This is a genomic window from Terriglobales bacterium, assembly GCA_035573675.1.
Lineage (GTDB): Bacteria > Acidobacteriota > Terriglobia > Terriglobales > Acidobacteriaceae > DATMAB01.
This window is the reverse complement of sequence record DATMAB010000027.1, coordinates 323,008-343,734: the sequence shown is the minus strand read 5'-3', so window position 1 is coordinate 343,734 and position 20,727 is coordinate 323,008. Positions and strand designations below refer to the sequence as shown.

Below are 20,727 nucleotides of genomic sequence, written 5' to 3'. Positions count from 1 at the left end.
CGACTCTTCACGGCCGGGCCACCCTCCGCTCAGATCACCAGATGACCAGAATATGACATGACCAGATGGTTCTCACTCCACCACCGCCAGCGTCTCTCCCGCATTCACTGCCGCGCCTTCGCTGGCCAGGATCTTCCGCACCACGCCTTTCTTCGGTGACTTGAGCTCGTTCTGCATCTTCATGGCCTCAATCACCGCTATTCCCTGCCCGGCCTCGACGGCGTCGTTCTCCGCCACCAGTAGCCGCACCACCTTGCCCGGCATGGGCGCGACCAGCTTCCTGGGGCCGCCGCCGGCGGCTTCTCCGGCACGGCGCGACTTGAGCGTTCGCGGGTCGCGCACTTCCGCCTGACGGCGCACGCCGGCCAGCACCATGTGCAGGTCGCGGCCCACCACTTCCCGCTTGATCTCATAGGAACGCCCGCCCACCAGCAGCGAGAGCAGGTCGCGCTCGGGGAACACGGCGTCCAGCGCCAGTTCGCGACCGTCCAGCCGGCAGCGCCAGTCGTTGGGCTGGTCTCCGCGCTCCAGCTCCACGCGGTAGCTCTGGCCGTCGATGCGCACTTCGTAGGTCATTCCTGTTGGCGCAGCGCCTCCCGTCGCGCCGCCTGCTTCCATCCCGAGGGCCGCTCCGGAGCCGAGGGACGCGCTCCATTCGTCCTGACACCGGTCGGCACCTGGGCCGCCGAGTGTCCTTCGGCCTGAAACACGGCCGCAGCGATGGCCGCAATGTGATCCGCGGTCAGGCCATCGGTCGTCGCGGGAGTTTCCTCGGCCTTTTCCAGAAGCCGGTCGAGGAAGCCCGTGTCGAGCCTTCCCGCCAGGAAATCCGGATGACGCAGTAGGCGCCGGAACAGCGGCAACGTGGTCTTGATGCCGCCCACGAAGTACTCGTCCAAGGCGCGGGACAGGCGGGCCGCGGCTTCGGCGCGCGTCGGCGCGTGTGCCACCAGCTTCGAAAGCAGCGGGTCGTACTCCAGAGGCACGGTCCAGCCTTCGTAGATGCCGCTGTCCTCCCGGATGCCCGGGCCCGAAGGCGCCAGCAGCCGGGTGATCTTGCCGGGTGATGGAAAGAAGTTGTTGTCCGGATCCTCGGCGTAGATGCGGCACTCGATGGCGTGCCCCCGCATCTGGATGTCGTCCTGCCTGAAGGGCAGGCGCTCGCCCGCCGCGATACGGATCTGCCACTGCACCAGGTCGAGCCCGGTGACCATCTCCGTCACCGGGTGCTCCACTTGCAGGCGGGTGTTCATCTCCAGGAAGTAGAAGTTGCGGTCGGCGTCCACCAGGAACTCGACGGTGCCGGCGCTGGCGTAGCCGGCGGCGCGGGCTACACGCACTGCTGTTTCGCCCATGCGGCGCCGCATTTCGGCGTCCACCAGGGATGAAGGCGATTCCTCCAGGACCTTCTGGTGGCGCCGTTGCAGGGAGCACTCGCGCTCGCCCAAGTGGATCAGATGGCCGTGCTCATCGCCCAGCACCTGGACTTCGATATGACGCGGCCGCTCGAGCAGCTTCTCGATGTACACCTCGGCATCCCCGAAGGCGCGCTCGGCTTCACTTTGGGCGTCGCGGAACGCGGCCGCCAGTTCCTGGGGAGTGTCCACGCGGCGCATGCCTTTGCCGCCTCCACCAGCGGAAGCCTTGAGCAGTAGCGGGTAGCCGATTCTGGCCGCAACCTGTGCTGCTTTCTCGACCGATGCCAGGCCGCGCGCCGTCCCCGGCACCAGCGGTACGCCCGCCTGCTCCATGGCCTGCCGGGCGCGCGTCTTCGAGCCCATGCGTTCCATGGCCTCCGCGGGCGGCCCGATGAACTTCACCCCCGCTTCGACGCAGGCGCGCGCGAATCTTGCATTCTCAGAGAGAAAGCCGTAGCCGGGATGGATGGCCTCGGCCCCGCTGCGCCGCGCGGCCTCGAGGATTTTCGCCATGTTCAGGTAGGACTCCGTCGCCGCGGCCCCTCCGATGCAGCAGGCTTCGTCGGCTCGCCGGACGTGCAGGGAGGCACGGTCGGCCTCCGAGTACACGGCCACCGTGGCGATGCCCATCTCGCGGCAGGCGCGCAGCACGCGCACCGCAATCTCACCCCGGTTGGCGATCAGGATCTTGCGGAACATGGACGGATGCTTCGGTGCAACCCAGGCGACATCTCGATTCTAAAAGGAAAGGCCCCTCGCTTCGAGGGGCCTCGCTTTTCTGAGGAGGACTACAGCTATTGGCCGAGGGTCACGCCGCCAGGCGCGTGTTTTTCGGCTTCCGCGGCCCGTTTCTGTTTCACGGCCATGGTCTTCTCCACCATTTCGTCGGCCAGCTTGAGCAACTCGGCCCGCAGTTCCGGGTTGTCGCACTGGATGTCGGCTTTTTCCCGGTAGAGCAGGTTCAGGTAGGCCATGGCGTCGTCGTAGTCGGGGCGCAGGTCGATGGCCTTTTTCAGCAAATCGATCCCTTCCTCCACCCGCGTCGAGTTCGCCTGCACCAGCTCCGCACACACTTTCTTGTCTTTCAGCGGCTCGGTGGGCTGCAGGCCGATGGCTGCCCGCTTCTCCTGACGGAGCGCGTAGCTCTCCGTCCAGTCGATCACGGCGATGGAATAGTAGGTCTCGGGATCGTTGGGATCCACTTCCATCACCTTGCGGTGGTATTCCTTCGACTTGTCGAACTTCTTCATGTTGAAGTACAGCGAGGCGATGCCCTTCAGGCTTGTCAGGTCGCGCGGGTCGCCCTCCAGTACCTTGGAATACTGCTCGATGGCGAGTTCCGCCGTGCGCATGTTCTCCGGGCTTTCTACTCCGGGAATGAACTGCTGCGCGTAGGCCGTGGCCAGGTACAGCTTGGCGTTCTTGAGCTGCGGGTCGAGCTCGACGGCTTCCTTGAAGCGCTCGATCGCGTCCTCGTACTTGGCCTGTTTGTAGGCCTGCACGCCCTTGTTGAGGCGGTCCCGGGCCTTGAGCTTGTTGCAGCCGGAAGCGCCCAGCGCCAGCCCGGCCAGGGCCACCAGCAGCAGGATGCGTTGTGCGGTTCTCATCTTGGTCGGTTCTCTCCCTGAGGAGTCTACTGGCCGGCCTCGATCTTGGCGGTGATCAGGCCCACCTTGTCCACCTGGGCGGAGTGCGCGATGTCGATGACCTGCGCCACTTCTGAGAATTCGACGTCATCATCCGCCTTGACGAACATCACCCGCTCGGCGCGCGTCTTGTAGATGTCTTCCAGGCGGGTCTTGAGCGTCTCCCAGGTGACATCATCCTGGTTGATCTTCAACGCCGGGCGGCCCGGCGCCTTGATCAACTGCACCACAATCGTGCGATCCACGCTGGGCGGTTGCTGTTGCTGGTTGGGCGGCGGCGGCTGAGGTACCAGCGCCTCCAGCCCTTTGGGTGTCAGCGGCGTGATCACCATGAAGATGACCAGCAGCACCAGCATGACGTCGATCAGCGGCGTGATGTTGATGTCCGACTTGGGACCGCCACCTGGCCCTCCGATAGAAATTGCCATATGCCTTCTCCTCTACGGCTGGCCGCCGCCTCCGGGGGGCGGCGCCCCTTCCTTCCCGGCCAGCGGACGACGCTGCTCGGTCAAGAGGCCGAGCTGGTCCACGCCCGCCGAACGGACGTTATCCACCACCTCGACCACGTTCTTGTAGCGGGCGCGCGCGTCCGCGCGGATGTAGACGCGCTTGTCCACCCGGTTGGCGATGCGGTCCTTGACGCGCTGGGTCAGCTCATCCGGACCGATCTGCTCGGTGCCGAAGAACACCTTGCCGTCGCGCATCACGGCCACCAGCAGGGCGTCTTCCTTGTCGGCATCGGGCATCTGGACCGGGTTGTCGGTCTTGGCCAGGTCCACGCTCACGCCCTTCTGCAGCATGGGCGTGACCACCATAAAGATGATCAACAGCACCAGCATCACGTCCGCCATGGGCGTGACGTTGATGTCGGAGTTGATCGGCAACTTGCGCTTGACTGCCATGCCTGGACTCCCGCGGCCGTCTTACGACGCCCGCTTCACGACCTGCCGCCGCTTCAGGAAGTAGTCGATCAGCTCGCTCGAGGAGTTGTCCATCTCCACGTCGAAGGCCTCGACCTTGGCGGAAAAGTAGTTGTACATCATCACCGCCGGGATGGCGACGAACAGCCCGATGGCGGTGGCCACCAGAGCTTCGGAGATGCCGCCCGCCACGGCGCCCAGACCGGTCGCCTTCTGCTCTGAAATCTGCTTGAAGGCGTTGAGGATGCCGACCACGGTGCCCAGCAGCCCGACGAAGGGAGCCGTGGCGCCGATAGTGGCCAGTCCGCCCAGGCCGCGCTTCAGCTCGGCGTGCACGATGGCTTGCGCCCGCTCCAGTGCGCGCTTGGAAGCTTCGATCTGCTCGCCCGCCAGTTCCGTGGATTCCTGGTGCGCGCGGAACTCCTGCAAGCCCGCGGTCACGACCTTGGCCAGGTGGCTCTTCTTGTTGCGCTCGGCCACGCGGATGGCTTCATCCAGCTTGCCCTCGCGCAGCGCTCCCGCCACCTGCGGCGCGAACACGCGCGACTGCTTGCGGGCCGCGCTGTAGGCGATCCAGCGATCGATCATCACGCCGATCGACCACGCCGACTCGATGAACAGGATCACCACCACGATGCGCGCCAGCCAGCCCATCTGCTTCCACAGTGAGACTGGATCCCATCCCACCTGGCCGCCGCCTTCCTGGAGCATCCACATCGCCACCAGCGGGGACTGGGTAAGAACAAAGGTTGTTAGATTTGTCAGGACCATGACTCGGTTTTCTCCTCCTCAGAAACTTCGGTAAGACCGGGTTTTTCGGGTGCGGTCGTGAGATTGCCTTGCCGGGGGCTCGCGCCCTTTGCTTCCGGGCCTCCGCCCGCCCGGGTTCCGGCTTCAAAACTCCCTTGGGAAGGCTTGCCCTCCCGTTTCAAACTCGCTTAACCGCCGGCCAGCGTAAAGTTGACGGTGATCGTGGTTTCCACTTCCACCGGCTCCCCGTTCAGCAGATACGGGCGGTAACGCCACTGCCGTACCGCGTCCAGCGCGGCCTGCTGCAGCATGGGGTGGCCGCTGACCACGCGCAGGTTCTCGATGACCCCTGTCTTGCTGATAATGGCCTGCAATACGACCTGGCCCTGCACGCGGGCCATCTTGGCCATGGCCGGATACAACGGCTTGGGCTGGCTGATGGCGTTGCCTTCCACCACGCCCTGCGACACGCGGATGCGCTGCGGGGTCACGGCCTTGGGCACGGCTACAGTGGTCGAGCCGATGATGCCGCCCAGCACGCCTCCCATCGAGCCGCCGGGCACGCCGCCCGGTACGCCGCCCACCACTCCGCCCATCGCCGACACCGGCGGCGGCGCTTCTTCTTCCTTGATCATCGCCACCTTCTGGGGAATCTTGGTCGGCGAGCGAAGCTGCCCGTCGATGATGTCCGTCTGCACCACCTTGACCGCCCGGATCACTTCCGCCGGGGGCGGCGGAGGAGGCGGCGGCGGGGGCGGCGCCACCAGGAAGGTCGTAAGCTGCGCCTTGGGCAGGGCCTCGGTATAGATGAGGGGGATCAGGATCATGATCATGATCAGGAACGCCTGCAGCACGAACGACAGCAGCGTCGTCCATTTCTGCTTGGTCTTGAACCGGCTGGTGGATTCGATCAGGCTGTCTTCAAACATACACTTCTCTCCCTTGCCTGCACTCCCTCACGATGTTAGACACCGCCGGGGCCCGCTTTGCTCCAATCCCCTCCGGCCTCCGGCGAGGCCCAGTATCTTACGCCTTTGCGCGGATTTTTTCTCGCTCCCGCTTGGAACCTTCCCCCGCCACGGCGACCGGACCCCGGCCCTCTTTTTGAGCCTTCCTTTCGTAGTACAGCACCACCAGCGGCGCCGCGATGCCGAACGAAGAATAGGTCCCGACCAGGATGCCGACCACCAGGGCGAAGGAAAACCCGTTCAGCACCTCGCCCCCGAAGAGGTACAAGGATAGCACCGTCAGGAATGTCAGGCCCGAAGTCAGGATGGTCCGGCTCAGCGTCTGGTTGATGCTTCGGTTCATCACCTCCGCCAGCGGCGCCCGGCGCATCAGCTTCAGGTTCTCGCGCACGCGGTCGAAAATCACGATGGTGTCGTTCATCGAGTAGCCGACCAGGGTCAGGATGGCGGCGATCACCGTCAGCGAAATCTCCTTGTTGGCCACCGAGAAAGCGCCCACCGTGATCAGCGTGTCGTGAAACACCGCCACGACGGCCGCCGCACCGTACACCGGCTCGAAGCGCACCGCAATATAAATCAGCATGCCGGCCAGCGAATAGAGCGTCGCCAGCAGGGCCTGCCGCCGGAGCTGCGCCCCCACCTGCGCCCCCACGATCTCCACATTGCGCACCCCGAAGTCGGAGACGAAGAACTCCTCCTGCAGCGTCTGCAGCACCGCGGCATCCACCCGGCCCTTCAGCTCTTCCACGGAGCTGAGCACGCCGCCGCGCTCTTGGTCGCGGTAGTCGGTGATGGATTTCGCGATCTCGGCGTAGCGCGCTGCGGCATCGCTGCCGGCCCGCAGCGGATCGCGCGCCAGCAGGCGATCCTGCAGCGCTCGCGTGCCGGTGTTGTTCAGGTCTAGCTTGCCGGCCGGCGCGTCCTGGCCCAGCGCCTGGATGATGGCCAGTTTGCCCTGGTCCAGGGCTTCCTCGGTGGTGGCCCTCTGCTCCAGCGCGATGATGACTTCGTTGTTGCCCGGCGCGCCGTAGCGCTGGATGCGGGCGTTCGAGAGTCCCGCCGCCTGCATGTCGGCGCGGATCTTGTCCTCGTTCGGCGGGTGGCTGAACTTCACGTAGACCAGCGTGCCGCCCTTGAAGTCCACGCCCAGGGGAACGCCCTGCCAGAGGCGCCACGAGCCCGCCCGCAGCCCCAGCGAGACCAGCCCCACCAGCAGCAGGATTACGGAGCCGCCCATGAAGAGCCACTTGCGCCCCAGGAAGTCATAATTCGCGTTGCGAAACAGTTCCACTGGTCGTTCCTACTCTCCTAGATGCTCAGGGCGGCGCCCCGTTCCTTGCGCTGCAGGATGGCGTCGAAAATCACCCGCGAGACGAATACCGCCGTGAACAGATTGGCCAGCAGGCCGAAGGTCAGTGTGACCGCGAACCCGCGCACCGGCCCGGTGCCGAAGATGAACAGGATGGCCGCCGAAACGATGGTGGTCACGTGCGTGTCCACGATGGTGAGCCAGGCGCGCGAAAAGCCCTGCTCCACCGCCGAGGGCGCCGTCTTGCCGCTGCGCAATTCTTCCCGGATGCGCTCGAAGATCAGCACGTTCGAATCCACGCCCATGCCGACCGTCAGGATCACGCCCGCGATGCCGGGCAGGGTCAGGGTCGCCCCGCTCAATCCCAGGAATCCCAGCAGGATCACCAGGTTCAGCAGCAGGCCGACGTTGGCGTTGATGCCCGCCCAGTGGTAGTAGAGCAGCATGAATCCCATCACGGCCACCAGGCCGATGATGGCGGCTTTCACTCCGTCCTTGATGGAATCCGCGCCCAGCGACGGCCCTACCGTGCGCTCCTCGCGGTACTGGATGGAGGCCGGCAGCGCGCCCGAGCGCAGCTTGAGCGCCAGGTCCCGCGTCTGCTGCTCGGTGAAAGTGCCGGTGATGCGCCCGCTGTCGCGGATGGGCTCCTCGATGCGCGCCACCTCGACCACGCGGTTATCCAGCACCACGGCCAGGTTGTCACCCACGTGGGCGCTGGTGAAGGCAAAGAAGCGGCGGCCGCCCTCGCCGGTCAGGTCGAAGCTGACCGCCGGGCGTCCGTATTCGTCGCGGGTGGCCCGGGCGTCGCGCAGTTCCTGGCCCGCCACCGCCGAGGCGCGCGAGATCAGGTACCACTCTTCTTGCGGGCCGCCGTCGCGGCGCGCGCTGGTCGAGCCCCGCAGCAACACCGCGTCGGCCGGCAGGATGCCGCCGTTGGCCGCCACCGCTTCCTGCTCGCTGGCGTAGGGTCCGCCCAGCGACTGCCGGATCTCCAGCAGCGCCGTGGACTGCATGATGTCTTTCACCCGCGCCGGGTCATCCACGCCCGGCAACTGCACCAGGATCTGGTACTGCCCCAGGCCATGCTCCTGAATGACGGGTTCGCTGACGCCGAGCGAATCCACCCGGCTGCGGATGGTCTCGATCGCCTGCTGCACGCTGCGCTCCTTCAACAGCGCCAGCGGCTGCGGCTTCATGCGCAGGGTCCAGCGGTTCTCCACCCCGGAGGTCATGTCCCAATCCGGCAGCGTCTCGGTCACGATGCGCCGCAGCTCCCCGCTCGACTCCGGGGCCACGCCGCCGATCTCGATCCGCTCCGGCTCGTTCTTCTCGTCGGGCAGCCGCATCTCGGCGTAGACGATGTTCGCCTTCCGCAGTTCCTCCTTCAGACGCTCGATCACCCGGTCCGATTCCGACTTGACCGCGTCATTCACCACCACCTGCAGGATCAGGTGGGTGCCGCCCTTCAGGTCCAGCCCCAGGTGGATGCGGCTCTGAATGCTCTCCGCCAAGCCCTTGGCATCCCAGGTCCTGGGGATGCCGACGATGCCGAAGGCGAACGCCAGCACCACCACCACGATGAAGATCGTCTTGCCCAGCAGGTTCTTTTTCATCAGGACGATTTCGCCCTACCGAATCGCAGCCCCTCGGTCTAACTCTTGCTTTCTTCCGCCGGCGCCACGGAGACCACCGCCGACCGCGCGATCTCCAGCCGCAGATTGTCCGGCGGCACCCGCAGGTGGATGGAGTCCTCGCGCAGTCCGATGATGGTGCCGCGGATGCCTCCGCTGGTCACCACCTTGTCCCCGGCCTTCAGGTTGCCCAGCATCTCCTGCCATTTCTTCTGCCGCTTCTGCTGCGGCAGGATCAGCAGGAAGTAGAAGATGGCGAAGATGAAGACCAGCGGCAGCCACAACAGCCAGCCGCCGCCTTCCCCGCCGCGCTGCTGCTGCCATACCAGGAACCCGAAGTTGTGCCAGACCATCACACCCCAACCGCTCTTCCCATGCGTCCGAGCGCACCCGGAGCACGCCTTCCCTGGAATCTGTCACTGGGAAATCCGAATCCGTCTCCGGCATCCCGGCCCAGTTTGAGCCTTTGTTGCTTCTGTGGATGGGACTTTCCCGAACCTGCCCTGTTCCGTGGATTCGCGGGGAGCCTTAGGCTGTCGTGCAGTCACCGGACGGAAATCCGGCCAAATCCCCAAGTTTTATAGCATGCCGGACGCGCCGCATTGTGTCAAGGTAGAAGGCCAGATTGTGCACCGTGTTGAGCGCCGCCGCCAGCGGCTCGCCGCTCGCGTACAGGTGCCGCAGATACGCCCGCGAGTATCGCGCGCACACCCGGCAGCCGCAGCGCGCGTCGATCGGCCCCTGGTCCCGGGCGTAACGCGCGCTCTTGATCTGTACCTTGCCCTCGGACGTGTATAGCAAACCGTGGCGTGCCGCCCGCGTGGGCAGCACGCAATCCATCATGTCGATGCCCAGCCGCGCGTAGGCGGTGATCTCCTCCGGCGTCCCTACGCCCATCAGGTAGCGCGGCTTGTCCGCCGGAAGGAACGGCAGCGTGGCCTCCACCATCTCCCGCGTCGCCGTCCGCGGCTCGCCTACGCTCAGTCCTCCGATGGCGTACCCGTCAAAACCGATTCCCACCGTCCTCTCCGCCGACTCCCGCCGCAGCTCTGCGTGCATCCCACCCTGCACGATGCCAAACAGCGCCTGGGAAGCTCCGCTCAGACTGCTGCCGTCATCCTGAGCGAGGCGCCTTTGCTTGTCATCCCGAGCGAAGGACGACGGAGTCGCAGACGACGGAGTCCGGAGTCGAGGGACCCCTATCCCCTGCTCGGCCGCTCGGGATTCACCACAAACCACATCACCCCACGGCACCTCGCCCTTATGCTCGTCAAAGTACCGCTTACACCGTTCCGCCCAGCGCAGCGTCAGCTCCATGGACTCCCGCGCCCGCCGCTTATCGGCCGGGAACTCCGTGCACTCGTCGAAGGCCATGATGATGTCCGCGCCCAGCGCGATCTGCGCCGCCGTCGCACTCTCCGGGGTGAAGAAGTGCGTGGAGCCATCGAGGTGCGAGCGGAATTCCACGCCCTCCCCACTCAGCTTGCGCAGCTCGTTCAGGCTGAAGACCTGGTATCCGCCGGAATCGGTCAGCAGCGCTCGCCGCCAGCCCATGAAGCCGTGCAGGCCGCCCGTCTGCCGCACCACTTCGCATCCCGGCCGGAGATACAGGTGATAGGTATTGGCCAGCACCAGCTCGACGCCCAGCTCCTCCAGCGTCTCCTGCGGAACGCCTTTTACGGATGCCAGCGTGCCCACCGGCATGAACACCGGAGTCTGGACTTCGCCGTGCGGCGTGATCAGCCGCCCGGCGCGGGCAGGGCCGGACCGCGCCTCGATTTGGAATGTGAGCGAGATAGGCTGTGATTCTAAACGAGAGTAACGAAGCGACCCGCTGGCGTGGGCTTCGTATCAGGGCACGACTTCAGTCGTGCCAAACCGGCAGCCGCCTCATCGCGCTGCCTTCCCGAGCGAGCGCGACCGATATCGGAGCGAAGGCGATGTTGGAGGGAGTGCGAGCGAGGGAAGGCAGCAGATTACTTCCCGTTTTTTTCGTATCGTTCCTTGAACTTCCCCAGATGCACCACCGCCCGGTCCACCGTGCCGCGTCCTAGTTCCTGCTCCCCGCTGCGCACGGTGACGCGCAAGGTGTAGAAGCGGCCGTCAAAGGCCTCCACGACTGCTTCCGCCCGCACTCGCGTACTGATGCCCACTGCCGCACGATGCTCGATGTGGATGGCCGTGCCCACGGTAATCTCACCTTCATCGCAGAAGGGCTGCAGCGCGTGGAACGCCGCCGTCTCCATCAGGCGGATCATGTCCGGCGTGGAATACACCGGAGGCAGGCTCTCATGATGGTAGGTCAGCGTGTGCTCGAAGCGCACTTCTTCTTCCGCCTCGCCCCGCGTCCCTATCGGAACTTCTTTCGCCATCCTTCGTGTGACCTTTGTGCCCTTCGTGGTCGGCTTTTCGAGTTCACAGGTCGCAGATCACAGTTCGTAGCTCTCTGTGTTCCCTGTGTCCTCGCTGGTCAAGCGGCCTTCCGCGCCTGCCGCTCCCTTTCAATCCCGTCCAGCGCTTGCCACAGCGCCCGCGCCGCCTTCTCCGCGGCCTCCAGCGCTTCTTCCTGGGACCCGACACCTGACACCTGAGACCACAACTGTTCCCGCCAGACCTTCGAGTGCTGAACGTCCGCCGTCGTATGCAACGTGAAGTACGCGCACGTCTTCGCATCTGCGCCATACCACTCGCGCAGCCCGCGCGCCTTCGCCTGCGCCACGCGCGGCACTTGCGACTCGTAGGCGTAGAACGAGGCCAGCGCTTCCACCGGGGTGCCTTCCTGTGCGATGCGACGGAAGGTCGCCATCAGCTCCCGCACGGCGGCCACCGGCTCCCGCCTGGCCACCGTGGGGCGGTCCGCCCCCATGCCCTCGGCGAAATCCAGCCACAGCTCGTGGTGGACCGGCCCGCCGTCGGCGCCCAGTTCGTCGGCGCGATTGGCCAGGATGGCGCCACGCAACCCGCCGTCCACCGTCCGTGCCGCCAGCTCCCCGAGATACTGCGGGAACGCCGCCACGTGATGGTAGTAGTCCGCGGCGTACTCGCGCAGGTCCTCGCGCGTCAGCTTCCCCGCGCTCCAGGCCTGGTAGAAGGGATGGCACAGCAGGTCGTACTTGGCGATGCGCGCGTCCAGTTCGGCGAGAAACTGTTCCTTATTCATGGCGACTCCTCAGTGTTGCAAAGGACTGCAGAAGGAACTATACGGGAGCGCGCCACAGTCAGACAATCGGGTGTCGTGGCCGGCCAGCCTGCGAACCGCTGCTAAAATCTTGCCTTGGCTGAATACTGAGTGCTGACCGCTGAGTGCTGATGTCTTTCACCGAACACTACGATCTTGTCGTCATCGGCGCCGGGCACGCCGGCTGCGAGGCCGCCATGGCCGCGGCGCGCATGGGTTTGCGCACCGCGCTGTTCACGCTCAACACCGACCTCATCGCGCAGATGTCCTGCAACCCGGCCGTGGGCGGTATTGCCAAGGGACACCTGGTTCGCGAAGTGGACGCCCTCGGCGGCATCATGGGAGAGGTCACCGACGCCGTCGGCATCCAGTTCCGCCTGCTCAACACCTCGCGCGGCCCCGCCGTCTGGTCGCCCCGCGCCCAATGCGACAAGCAGCAGTACCGCCTCAAGATGCGCCAGGTGCTCGAGTCCCAACCCAATCTCACCGTCAAGCAGGCCGAGGTGGTGGATCTGATCGTCGAAGAGCTTTCAGTTCCCGGTTCTCAGTTTTCAGAAACTGCTTCCGAGACTGAGAACCGAAAACTGAAAACTGAGAACTCGCGCCGCCGCGTTTGTCGCGGCGTGCGCCTCCACGACGGCCGCTCCATCGGCGCGCAGGCCGTCATCATCACTACCGGCACCTTTCTCAACGGCCTGATCCACTGCGGCGAGCAGACCCATCCCGCCGGACGCGCCGGCGAACCGCCCTCCCAGCTCCTGGGCGAAGCGCTGAAGCTGCTCGGCCTGCGCGGCTGCCGCCTCAAGACCGGCACGCCCCCGCGCCTCGACGGACGCACCATCGACTGGTCCGCCTTCCAGCAGCAGCCCGGCGACCCTGAGCCCACGCCTTTCAGTTTCCGCACGCGGCGCATCACCCGCGAGCAGGTGCCCTGTTACATCGCCTTCACCACCGCGGAGACGCATCGCATCATCGCCGAGAACGTCCATCGCTCGCCCATGTACAGCGGCCAGATCAAGTCCATCGGCCCGCGCTACTGCCCCTCGATCGAAGACAAGATCGTCAAGTTCCCGCACCACGCCCAGCACCAGATCTTCCTCGAGCCCGAGGGCCTGGACACGCACTCCATCTACGTCAACGGCATGTCCACCTCCATGCCCGTGGACGTGCAACTGGCCATGATCAAGTCCGTCCCCGGTCTCGAGCGCGCCGAGATGCTGCGCCCCGGCTACGCCATCGAGTACGACTCCATCGATCCCACCGAACTCGAGCGCACTCTTGAGACCAAAAAGATCGCCGGGCTCTTCCTCGCCGGCCAGATCAACGGCACCTCCGGATACGAAGAAGCCGCCTGCCAGGGCATCATGGCCGGCATCAACGCCGCCCTCAAGGTGAAGGGCGAGCCGCCGCTCATACTCGACCGCACCGAGGCCTACACCGCCATCCTCATCGACGACCTCGTCTCCAAGGGCACCAACGAGCCCTACCGCATGTTCACCTCGCGCGCCGAGTTCCGCCTCCACCTGCGCATCGATAACGCCGACCGCCGCCTCACGCCCCACGGCCGCCGCGTCGGCTTGATCGGCGACGACGCCTGGCGCGACTTCCTCGCCAAGCAGGAGCGCATGCGGAGTCTTGCAGGGCTGCTCGAGAAGACGCGCCTGACGGATCAGATGCGCAAAGTGCTTCTCTCTGAGAACCGGGAACTGGGAACTGAGAACTTGGAGGGCACCCTCGCCCAGCTCCTCAAGCGCCCCGAGGTCCGCATCGAGCATCTCGCGCCGGTGCTGCGAAGCTCTGACCACACGCCACTGACCACTGACCACTTGGAATTGAAGTCCGTCGAGACCGAGATCAAGTACGAAGGCTACCTGCGCCAGCAGGAGCGCGCCATCGAGCGCCTGAAGAAGGCCGAGCAGCGCTCCATCCCCGACTGGTTCGACTACGCCAGTGTCAGCGGTCTCTCCCGCGAGATGAAGGAAAAGCTCGAGCGCGTCCGTCCGCGCACCCTCGCCCAGGCTTCGCGCATCCCCGGCGTCACCCCCGCCGCCGTCTCCCTGGTAAACGTCTACATCGAGATCCAGTCCCGCCGCTTCAGGGAATCATTGGCTCATAGATTGACTGATTCAATGATTCACTGAATCAGTCGCCCTTGACCGCGCTCTTCGCTCTCGCCACTTCCGGCCTGGTCGCCTGCTCCCCGCCGCTGACTCTCAGCAGCCGCGCGTAATACTCCGCTGCCGTTTCGCTCTTCCCCGCCGACTCCGCTGCCCGCGCCGCCCCGTACAGCGCGTTGAACCGGTCCGGAGAATCCTTCAGCACGGCCTCGTACTCGGCCAGCGCATGTGCGGGTCGCTGCTGTTCCAGCAACAGGTCGGCCAGCATCTCGCGCGCCGGCACGATGGGCGGATACGCGATCGCTCCCAGCTCGCCGTCATCTTCGCGGTCGGCCGCGCGCCGCATCCGCTGTTCCGCCTCCGCCGCCTTGCCTTCGGCCTGCGCCACCCACGCGCGCGCCGTTTCCACTTCCAGGTCTCCCGGATGCCAGCCGTACCCGGAAGTATCCCCACCGATGCCCCGCACCGCAGCCCTCAGCTTCGCCAGTTCCTTTCTGGCCATTTCCGCGTCGCCGCTCCGCGCCGCGCCCACGGTCCGCGTCCAGTGCACCAGCGCCTGCGCCTCCGCGCTGGCGTTCTGCGGAACCCACAGCGCCGCCGCCTCGCTCCACTGCCGGCGCTCCAGCACGTACCGCGAGCCTGTCAGCGCGTACCCGAAGGCGCCACGCCGCCCGCTCCATTCCTTCTGATTCTTCGCGATGGCCTCCGCTTCCTTCGCCAGCCGCGCCGCTTGCTGTTCTTCGCCGCACTGCAAGGATGCGTACGCCGCGTAGTCCATGGCATGCAGCTTGTCGCTCAGGCCCTGTTTCCCCTGCGCCATCGCGGCCTCGGCCGCCTCGATCGCCGAAAGGTTCGACGCCTCCGACTCCTGCCACAATCCCAGCCGTGTGAAGATGTGGCTGGGCATGTGCCGCGCGTGCGCCGAAGCGGGCGCGATGGCCGCGTACCGCCGCGCCGCCGCCAGGCCCTGCTCCGCGATCCCCGGATGATCGAAGCTGTGGATCAGGTAGTGCGCAATTCCGGGATGGTTCGGCATCCCGGGCAACAGCTCGTTCAGGATCCGCCCTGCCTTCTGCTGATTGGCATAGGTCTTGTCCTTCGGGTCCGCGGTGGCCAGCAGCGAGAGCGCATAAAAGATGGCGGCCTCGCGGTCCTCCGGATGCTGCTGGTGCATCTCCGCCATGGCCTGCTCGTAGGCCACCGCGCGGGTGTGGAAGTCCTTCGTCTCCCAGCCACGGTAGAACGTCTTCAGCGCCGCGATGTACGCCTGCTCGCGCGGCGTCGCCGCCATCTTTTCCGCCTTCTCCACCAGCGCCAGGCCGCGCTTCAGGCTTTCCTTTTCCGGAGGATCCCACAGCGGATGCCACAGGCTCATGGCCTGGCCCCACAGCGCCATGGCGCACTTCGCATCCTGCTTCTGCGCCGCCGCGAACGTCCGTTCCGCCTCGCCGTACCAGAACGAATGCAGCAGCGCCACGCCGCGCTCCATCTGCTTCTGTACCGCCGGCGCGCACGAGGTCGGAAAGCTCACCGTGCCCAGTTGCTCCGCCGTCAGCTCGTGCCCCTGGTGCCCCTCATCCGCCAGCGCTGCTGGAACGAAAAGAGCCACGCACACAACCCACAGAATCGTTTTCATTGATTCCCTTCCTGCAACTCTCAGTCCCGAGCGAAGCGCGGGACCCCTACTGCAATCACCTATTCAAATTAGGGGACTCAGTTCTGCCACAATCTCTGCTGCCAAGCTTCGGCGATGACTCAACCATCCAAGAATCCGCAGCACATGCCACTCGGCATAAGTCCGCTGCAGGAGGACGACGTATCGTAGCCCAGCAGCGCTGGGTAGCGAATCCCATCGAGGGCACAGTGCCGTAGGCACGACGCCATCGCAGTTCGTGGTTCGCAGTTCACCGTTCGCCTTTCCTGCCTCCTGCCGCCTGGCTCCGTGTCCCTCTGTCCCCTCTGTGGTTAATGCTTTTCAAACACCAGGCTGCAGCAGGTCACACCGGCTTCCGCCTTCAGCAACTCGGAAACGTCCACCGCCGCGACCTTGATCCCCTGCTGCTCCAGCCGCCGCAACGTCTTCTCGTACGCCGCCGGATAGACCACCGTACCATCGATCAGCAGCGCGTTCCCTGCGGTGGGCTCCGACTCATCCACCTCGACAAACTCCGCGCCCCCGAACGCTCCCGTCTCCACCATCTGCGGATTGACCAGCAGCATATTCTCCCCGACCTGGGTCACCGCCGTCTTCAGGTGCAGGCAGCCGCGCACTTCGACCGGCACGACTTTGTATCCCCGCGGTTCCACCAGTTTGGCCAGTTGCTGAATGCCCGCGTCGTTGGTCCGTGCCGTGCGCCCCACGTAGAGCGTGCGGCCCGACTGCAGCACATCGCCGCCATCCAGGGTGCCCGGCGCTTCAATACGCACCAGCTCGCGATACGGCTCCAGCGCCCGCGCCACACTCGCCGTCTCCGCCCGCCGCGACTCCGCCCCCGGCCGCGTCACCACCGCCACTTCATCCAGGACCACCGCCGCGTCCTCGACGAACACTGAGTCCGCCAGCTCGGGTTCTTCGGGCAGGCTCTGTACTTCGCAGCCCAACCCGCGCAGGCAGGCCTCGTACTGCTCATGCTGCTCCGTCGCCCGCTGCGCATCGATGGGCTTGCGCTCCAGGTGCGTCAGCTCGCACCGCCCGATCGCCCGGCTCACCGCCCGCGTGATCGCCATCTTCACGGCCGTTCATTGTAACCGCCCCGAGCGCGAGCCCTGGGCCTTACTGGTTCCTTCCGTTCCTTGGTGCCCCGCTGATTTTCGGAGGAACACCGCCGATGGTGCCCACGTTCGCGCCGCGCTCTTCGGCGCTGACGTGGGCCACGCTTCCACCGCCTCTAGTCTCCCCTCTCTGCGGTTGCCCACCCTTGTTGCTCCCGCTGTGGGAGCAATAGGGTGGGAGAACAAGGACGTGGCGTCAACACGAGCTATTCTGTGTCGCGACCACGATCGGATTCGTGGAGCCGCACAGCTTCAGCCCGCAGGGCGGCCTTTGGGTGAGCCCGGCGCGTCAGAGTGTGCGTGAGAACTGCCTTCGGGGTTTCGAGGTGGCCCAAAGCTTTCATCTTCCAGCCCGCGAAGCCTGCCCCGAGCGAAGTCGAGGGGGGCGGCATTCGTTAGCCCGGCGCGGAAGTGCTGGGTAGAAAGTGGAAGATGAACGAGCCCCGTAGGTATTTGTGTCGTACCTGGAGGCGGCTTTCAAGTGTGGAACGAACAGGACATTCTTAGCCGCGAAGCGGCGCAAGATTTGTAGCCCACGGCGTAAGCCGTGGGCGGGAGTGGGGACAACCCGAGCCCCAGAGGGGCGACAGAACGGCTACGACACAAACACCGCAGGGGGCGGCACACCACTTCTCACGCACACTCGTCAGCGCTGGGTGAGGAAAGGAGAGAATGTCGAGCCCCGCAAGGGGCGGCACACCCGACTACTGCTCCGGCTCGCAGAAGGCCGCAGTCTTGCGCCTTCTGTTGGCCGCAGGGACCGCTAAGGTTGGCTTTCCATCACAGTCCGCAGTCCTCTGTGGCCTCCGTGGGTTAATCGGGTCTGTTCCTATCCCGTCTTCGCCGCCCCGCCGGCGTACATCGCGCTGGCGATTGACATCAGCAGTAACAGCACGCTGAGTTGCAGCGCGTTCCGCGGCTCGATGGTCGTGCTCCTCGCGATGCTCTCCCCCACCGGGCTGATCGAGACCAGCCGGTAAATCACGGCCACCACGCCCACCACCATTCCCCACTGATACGTGAACTTGGCAATTGCCTGGATGCGACCCATGGAACCCCCTGTACGGCAATCAGAAAGCCGCTTACGAAACTTTGAGAACGGCCGGCGTGAAGCAGGCCAAATCTACTTCGCTCCGCCCGCTTCCGTCCGGCGCCGCAATTCGCTGAAGAAGTTCAGCACCACGCGGAGCTGGATGGGCGGCCCCTGATTGAACATGGGCCGCACCATCAGGAACCGCTGTCCATCCGCAGAGATGTCCCACACGCCTTCGCGGCGCGGGTGCACGTCATAGGATCCTTCGAACAGCAGTCGCGGCGGCGAGGCGCTGAAGCCCGACTTCGTTGTCACCGCCACCGCCATCACCTAGTTGTCGTTGCGGTAGAACAGCTCCCGCCCGTTACGTGCCCACAACCCCCCGAAGCCGCCGGCCGACGACACCTGGTACTTCCCTCCCGCGCCCCCTAGCGCCTGCACGTAGACTTCGTCCCGGCCGGTCTCATCCGAGGTGTAGGCGATCCATTGCCCATCGGGTGAGATCTTCGGATCGCGCTCGTTGAAGGGCGTCTGCAGGAACGGCTGCGGCTTGCGTTCTCCGTCGAGCGGCAGCAGCCATAGATCGCCCCGCGTCTCCGACTCGTAATTGGTATACGCCAGCCACTTGCCATCGCGCGACACCGTGCCTAGATGGATATGAAGCCCGGTGCTGGCCAGCGTTTCCTCCGTCCCGCTTCCGTCCGCGTTCTTCCACAGGATGGCGCGTGGAGCGTCGCTGATTGTGGAACTGTAGGTCACATGTTTGCCGTCCGCCGACCATGCCGGCGACTCGTCTTCGCCTGCCTGGAAGGTCAGCCGTGTCAGCGTGCCCCGCTCCAGGTCGTACACCCAGATGTCGTCGCTGGGAGGCAGCATGTGCACCGCCACCTTCTTTCCGTCCGGCGAAAGCATGGGCTGTTCGAAGGCTGCCGACGCCAGTCCTGTCGCCTGCGTCGTTCCCTTGCGATCCACCCATACCAGCTCGCGCGGTTCTTCCGTGCCCCGGCCGGCCACGTACAGCAGCGTCCCCTCCGGTGAGAACGCCGCCTCGGCGTTTCCCGCCGTCCGGTTCATGAACACTTCCTCCAGCACCGGCACGGGGGAACCGGTAACTTCCAGCCGCTTCACGTCGAACGGCACCGCCATCAGCATCCCGGCGCGCGCATAGACCAGATGACCGGTCGGCGAGTAATGGGGATTGGACCCACCCTCCAACAGCGTGCGCCACCTTCCCGTCTCCAGGGAGAGCACGGCGATGCGCGCATCCTCCCAGTTCGCCGAGAGGCCCTGGATCGCGAACACCACTTCCTTTCCTCCCGGCAGGAACTCCGGCCAGCGATGGCTCACCTCCCTCTGGCTGGCATCCAGACGCGTCAGTTCCTCGGCCTTTCCCCCCTTCGCCGAAACGCGCCGCAGGCCGTTGTTGCCCGGAAGCCCGAACACGATCGTGTCGTCCGGCCCCCAGCTCGCCCCACGCCCCTCCGGCGCATCGCTGATGATCAGCGGCGCACCGCCCGAGAGCGCTGCTTTTTTCAGCTTCCCGCCGGCGAAGAATGCCACCCACTTCCCGTCCGGCGAAAAGAACGGATTCAGCGCATCCTCACTGCCCGGGATCGGTTTGGCTTCCAGTTCGCTCACCGAGTGCAGGAACAACTGCCAGCCTCCGGTGCTCTGCGCGGCGCGATAGACGAAATACCGGCCGTCAGGTGAGACCGCGATCGCATTCGTCAAGCCGGTGAACAACACCGTGGAAGCCGGCAACGTCACCGCGAAGCGCTTGGCCACTTCCGGTGCCGGCGCGCTGCCTCCCCACCGGTAGCCTGCGCTCAGCGCGACCGCCACCAGCGCCATCGCTGCCGCCACCCCCCACCCCAGCCGCTCCCGCGCCTTGCGCTGGGGAGCGGCCATCGCCGCAGCCGCCGCTGTCGAGCCCCCTTCCGCAATCCACCGCAGCTCCCGCTTCACATCCGCTGCGCTCTGCCAGCGCTCCTCCGGGTCTTTCGCCAGGCACGTCCTCACCACGTGCTCCAGCGCCGCCGGAGCCAGCGGCTGCACCCGGGTGATCGGTTCCGGATCCTTCTCCAGGATTGCGCTGGCCACGCTCAACTGGCTCTTGCCTTCGAACGCGCGCTTTCCCGTCGCCATCTCGTACAGCACCGCGCCCAGGGCGAAGATGTCCGTGCGCGCGTCCGCTTCCTTCCCTTCGACCTGCTCCGGCGACATGTACTGAAAGGTGCCCACCACCGTTCCATGCTGGGTCAGTGGAGTGGCGGGACTCGCCGGGCTCACCGGAGTGGGCGCCGTGATGGCCGTCGCGAGCGTGCCCGACCCCACCGCCGCCGTTCCTTTCGCCAACCCGAAATCCAGCAGCTTCGCTCCCGACTTCGTCAGCATGATGTTTCCCGGCTTCAGATCGCGGTGCACCACGCCCTTCCGGTGCGCCTTGTCCAGCGCATCCGCCACTTCCATCCCGATCTTCAGCACCTGCTCGGTCGCCAGCGCCCCTTTCTTCAGGCGCTCGGCCAGGGTCTCACCTTCCAGGTGCTCCATCACCAGGAAGTCGATGCCGTCCTGTGAGCCTACGTCGTGCAACGTGCAGATGTGCGGATGCTGGAGAGATGAAATGGCCCTGGCTTCACGCTCGAATCGCTGCTTGCGCTCCGGATCCGAGGAAAGATGAGAAGGCAGGACCTTGATTGCGACCGTGCGCTCCAGCCGCGTGTCGCGCGCGCGATACACCTCGCCCATCCCGCCCGCCCCGATGGGCTCCACAATCTCGTACGGTCCTAGCTTGGTACCCGAAGGCAGCGCCATCCGTGCCGCGCATTATAGTTGAGCCGTACGGCTCGCGGTTCACAGTTCGTAGTGCGCAGTTCGTAGTTCACAAGTTCATCGTTCACATTTCACCAAAGCCGGCTGCCCTACCCTTGTCGCTTCCGTTTTTTGGAGCCACAGGACGGGAGAGCCTTCTCGCCACGTCCT

The 20,727-nt window shown here is 65.5% G+C and carries 19 protein-coding genes; 1 reads left to right on the top strand and 18 read right to left on the bottom strand.

Translation table 11 applies throughout. From position 1 onward, the window contains the following. Positions 1 to 72 precede the first annotated feature (72 nt). From VNK82_14105 to VNK82_14045, 13 genes are all read right to left on the bottom strand, one after another. A complete protein-coding gene (locus tag VNK82_14105) occupies positions 73 to 576 on the bottom strand; it encodes an acetyl-CoA carboxylase biotin carboxyl carrier protein subunit (protein ID HXE92087.1) in 504 nt (167 codons plus the stop codon). Next, positions 573 to 2,117, bottom strand: coding sequence for an acetyl-CoA carboxylase biotin carboxylase subunit (gene accC / locus VNK82_14100; GenBank protein ID HXE92086.1), 1,545 nt, complete (start codon positions 2,115 to 2,117; stop codon positions 573 to 575). Before accC ends, VNK82_14105 begins: the two co-directional genes overlap by 4 nt. Before the next feature lie 95 nt (positions 2,118 to 2,212). Then, on the bottom strand, positions 2,213 to 3,025 hold the full coding sequence (locus VNK82_14095; protein ID HXE92085.1) for a hypothetical protein: 813 nt from the start codon (positions 3,023 to 3,025) through the stop codon (positions 2,213 to 2,215). Between the two features lie 26 nt (positions 3,026 to 3,051). Further along, positions 3,052 to 3,492 (bottom strand): biopolymer transporter ExbD, encoded by a 441-nt coding sequence (locus VNK82_14090; protein ID HXE92084.1) that lies wholly within the window; start codon positions 3,490 to 3,492, stop codon positions 3,052 to 3,054. Between the two features lie 12 nt (positions 3,493 to 3,504). Then, positions 3,505 to 3,966 (bottom strand): biopolymer transporter ExbD, encoded by a 462-nt coding sequence (locus VNK82_14085; protein ID HXE92083.1) that lies wholly within the window; start codon positions 3,964 to 3,966, stop codon positions 3,505 to 3,507. A 21-nt stretch (positions 3,967 to 3,987) separates the two neighbouring features. Beyond that, the gene (locus VNK82_14080) at positions 3,988 to 4,755 is read right to left on the bottom strand and encodes a MotA/TolQ/ExbB proton channel family protein (protein ID HXE92082.1); all 768 of its coding nucleotides are present in this window, start codon (positions 4,753 to 4,755) and stop codon (positions 3,988 to 3,990) included. 167 nt (positions 4,756 to 4,922) lie between these two features. Continuing rightward, positions 4,923 to 5,663 carry an energy transducer TonB gene (locus VNK82_14075; protein ID HXE92081.1) on the bottom strand — a complete coding sequence of 247 codons (741 nt, stop codon included), beginning with the start codon at positions 5,661 to 5,663 and terminating at the stop codon, positions 4,923 to 4,925. Between the two features lie 97 nt (positions 5,664 to 5,760). After that, entirely contained in the window at positions 5,761 to 6,993 is a 1,233-nt protein-coding gene (secF, locus tag VNK82_14070; GenBank protein HXE92080.1) for a protein translocase subunit SecF, read from the bottom strand. Between the two features lie 17 nt (positions 6,994 to 7,010). Beyond that, entirely contained in the window at positions 7,011 to 8,627 is a 1,617-nt protein-coding gene (secD, locus tag VNK82_14065) for a protein translocase subunit SecD (protein HXE92079.1), read from the bottom strand. 38 nt (positions 8,628 to 8,665) lie between these two features. Then, on the bottom strand, positions 8,666 to 8,998 hold the full coding sequence (gene yajC, locus VNK82_14060) for a preprotein translocase subunit YajC (protein HXE92078.1): 333 nt from the start codon (positions 8,996 to 8,998) through the stop codon (positions 8,666 to 8,668). Between the two features lie 175 nt (positions 8,999 to 9,173). Continuing rightward, positions 9,174 to 10,424, bottom strand: a complete 1,251-nt coding sequence (locus tag VNK82_14055; GenBank protein ID HXE92077.1) for a tRNA guanosine(34) transglycosylase Tgt — start codon at positions 10,422 to 10,424, stop codon at positions 9,174 to 9,176. Between the two features lie 197 nt (positions 10,425 to 10,621). Beyond that, positions 10,622 to 11,017, bottom strand: coding sequence for a hotdog domain-containing protein (locus VNK82_14050; GenBank protein ID HXE92076.1), 396 nt, complete (start codon positions 11,015 to 11,017; stop codon positions 10,622 to 10,624). Between the two features lie 98 nt (positions 11,018 to 11,115). Beyond that, positions 11,116 to 11,805: a CADD family putative folate metabolism protein gene (locus VNK82_14045; GenBank protein ID HXE92075.1), complete on the bottom strand. Its 690-nt coding sequence runs from the start codon at positions 11,803 to 11,805 to the stop codon at positions 11,116 to 11,118. Positions 11,806 to 11,954: 149 nt separating this feature from the next. On the opposite strand from VNK82_14045, the gene mnmG reads away from it, so the two are divergent. Beyond that, complete coding sequence (gene mnmG, locus VNK82_14040; protein ID HXE92074.1) at positions 11,955 to 13,964, top strand: tRNA uridine-5-carboxymethylaminomethyl(34) synthesis enzyme MnmG; 2,010 nt, start codon at positions 11,955 to 11,957, stop codon at positions 13,962 to 13,964. A gap of 1 nt (position 13,965) precedes the next feature. Here mnmG and VNK82_14035 read toward each other — a convergent pair whose 3' ends face one another. The 5 genes from VNK82_14035 to VNK82_14015 all read right to left on the bottom strand — a co-directional run bounded on the left by VNK82_14035 (position 13,966) and on the right by VNK82_14015 (position 20,559). Then, positions 13,966 to 15,576: a tetratricopeptide repeat protein gene (locus VNK82_14035; GenBank protein ID HXE92073.1), complete on the bottom strand. Its 1,611-nt coding sequence runs from the start codon at positions 15,574 to 15,576 to the stop codon at positions 13,966 to 13,968. Positions 15,577 to 15,905: 329 nt separating this feature from the next. Then, positions 15,906 to 16,667 (bottom strand): arginine deiminase-related protein, encoded by a 762-nt coding sequence (locus VNK82_14030; protein HXE92072.1) that lies wholly within the window; start codon positions 16,665 to 16,667, stop codon positions 15,906 to 15,908. Positions 16,668 to 17,541: 874 nt separating this feature from the next. Beyond that, positions 17,542 to 17,763: a hypothetical protein gene (locus VNK82_14025; protein ID HXE92071.1), complete on the bottom strand. Its 222-nt coding sequence runs from the start codon at positions 17,761 to 17,763 to the stop codon at positions 17,542 to 17,544. Between the two features lie 72 nt (positions 17,764 to 17,835). Next, the gene (locus VNK82_14020) at positions 17,836 to 18,066 is read right to left on the bottom strand and encodes a hypothetical protein (protein ID HXE92070.1); all 231 of its coding nucleotides are present in this window, start codon (positions 18,064 to 18,066) and stop codon (positions 17,836 to 17,838) included. A gap of 9 nt (positions 18,067 to 18,075) precedes the next feature. Next, positions 18,076 to 20,559 (bottom strand): protein kinase, encoded by a 2,484-nt coding sequence (locus tag VNK82_14015; protein HXE92069.1) that lies wholly within the window; start codon positions 20,557 to 20,559, stop codon positions 18,076 to 18,078. Between the last annotated feature and the right edge of the window lie 168 nt (positions 20,560 to 20,727).

Excerpts from the sequence above, each read along its gene's own strand:
- VNK82_14105 (HXE92087.1), bottom strand. The coding sequence starts at position 576 with ATGACCTACGAAGTGCGCATCGACGGCCAGAGCTACCGCGTGGAGCTG.
- accC (HXE92086.1), bottom strand. The coding sequence starts at position 2,117 with ATGTTCCGCAAGATCCTGATCGCCAACCGGGGTGAGATTGCGGTGCGC.
- VNK82_14095 (HXE92085.1), bottom strand. The coding sequence starts at position 3,025 with ATGAGAACCGCACAACGCATCCTGCTGCTGGTGGCCCTGGCCGGGCTG.
- VNK82_14090 (HXE92084.1), bottom strand. The coding sequence starts at position 3,492 with ATGGCAATTTCTATCGGAGGGCCAGGTGGCGGTCCCAAGTCGGACATC.
- VNK82_14085 (HXE92083.1), bottom strand. The coding sequence starts at position 3,966 with ATGGCAGTCAAGCGCAAGTTGCCGATCAACTCCGACATCAACGTCACG.
- VNK82_14080 (HXE92082.1), bottom strand. The coding sequence starts at position 4,755 with ATGGTCCTGACAAATCTAACAACCTTTGTTCTTACCCAGTCCCCGCTG.
- VNK82_14075 (HXE92081.1), bottom strand. The coding sequence starts at position 5,663 with ATGTTTGAAGACAGCCTGATCGAATCCACCAGCCGGTTCAAGACCAAG.
- secD (HXE92079.1), bottom strand. The coding sequence starts at position 8,627 with ATGAAAAAGAACCTGCTGGGCAAGACGATCTTCATCGTGGTGGTGGTG.
- yajC (HXE92078.1), bottom strand. The coding sequence starts at position 8,998 with ATGGTCTGGCACAACTTCGGGTTCCTGGTATGGCAGCAGCAGCGCGGC.
- VNK82_14050 (HXE92076.1), bottom strand. The coding sequence starts at position 11,017 with ATGGCGAAAGAAGTTCCGATAGGGACGCGGGGCGAGGCGGAAGAAGAA.
- VNK82_14045 (HXE92075.1), bottom strand. The coding sequence starts at position 11,805 with ATGAATAAGGAACAGTTTCTCGCCGAACTGGACGCGCGCATCGCCAAG.
- mnmG (HXE92074.1), top strand. The coding sequence starts at position 11,955 with ATGTCTTTCACCGAACACTACGATCTTGTCGTCATCGGCGCCGGGCAC.
- VNK82_14035 (HXE92073.1), bottom strand. The coding sequence starts at position 15,576 with ATGAAAACGATTCTGTGGGTTGTGTGCGTGGCTCTTTTCGTTCCAGCA.
- VNK82_14030 (HXE92072.1), bottom strand. The coding sequence starts at position 16,667 with ATGGCGATCACGCGGGCGGTGAGCCGGGCGATCGGGCGGTGCGAGCTG.
- VNK82_14025 (HXE92071.1), bottom strand. The coding sequence starts at position 17,763 with ATGGGTCGCATCCAGGCAATTGCCAAGTTCACGTATCAGTGGGGAATG.
- VNK82_14015 (HXE92069.1), bottom strand. The coding sequence starts at position 20,559 with ATGGCGCTGCCTTCGGGTACCAAGCTAGGACCGTACGAGATTGTGGAG.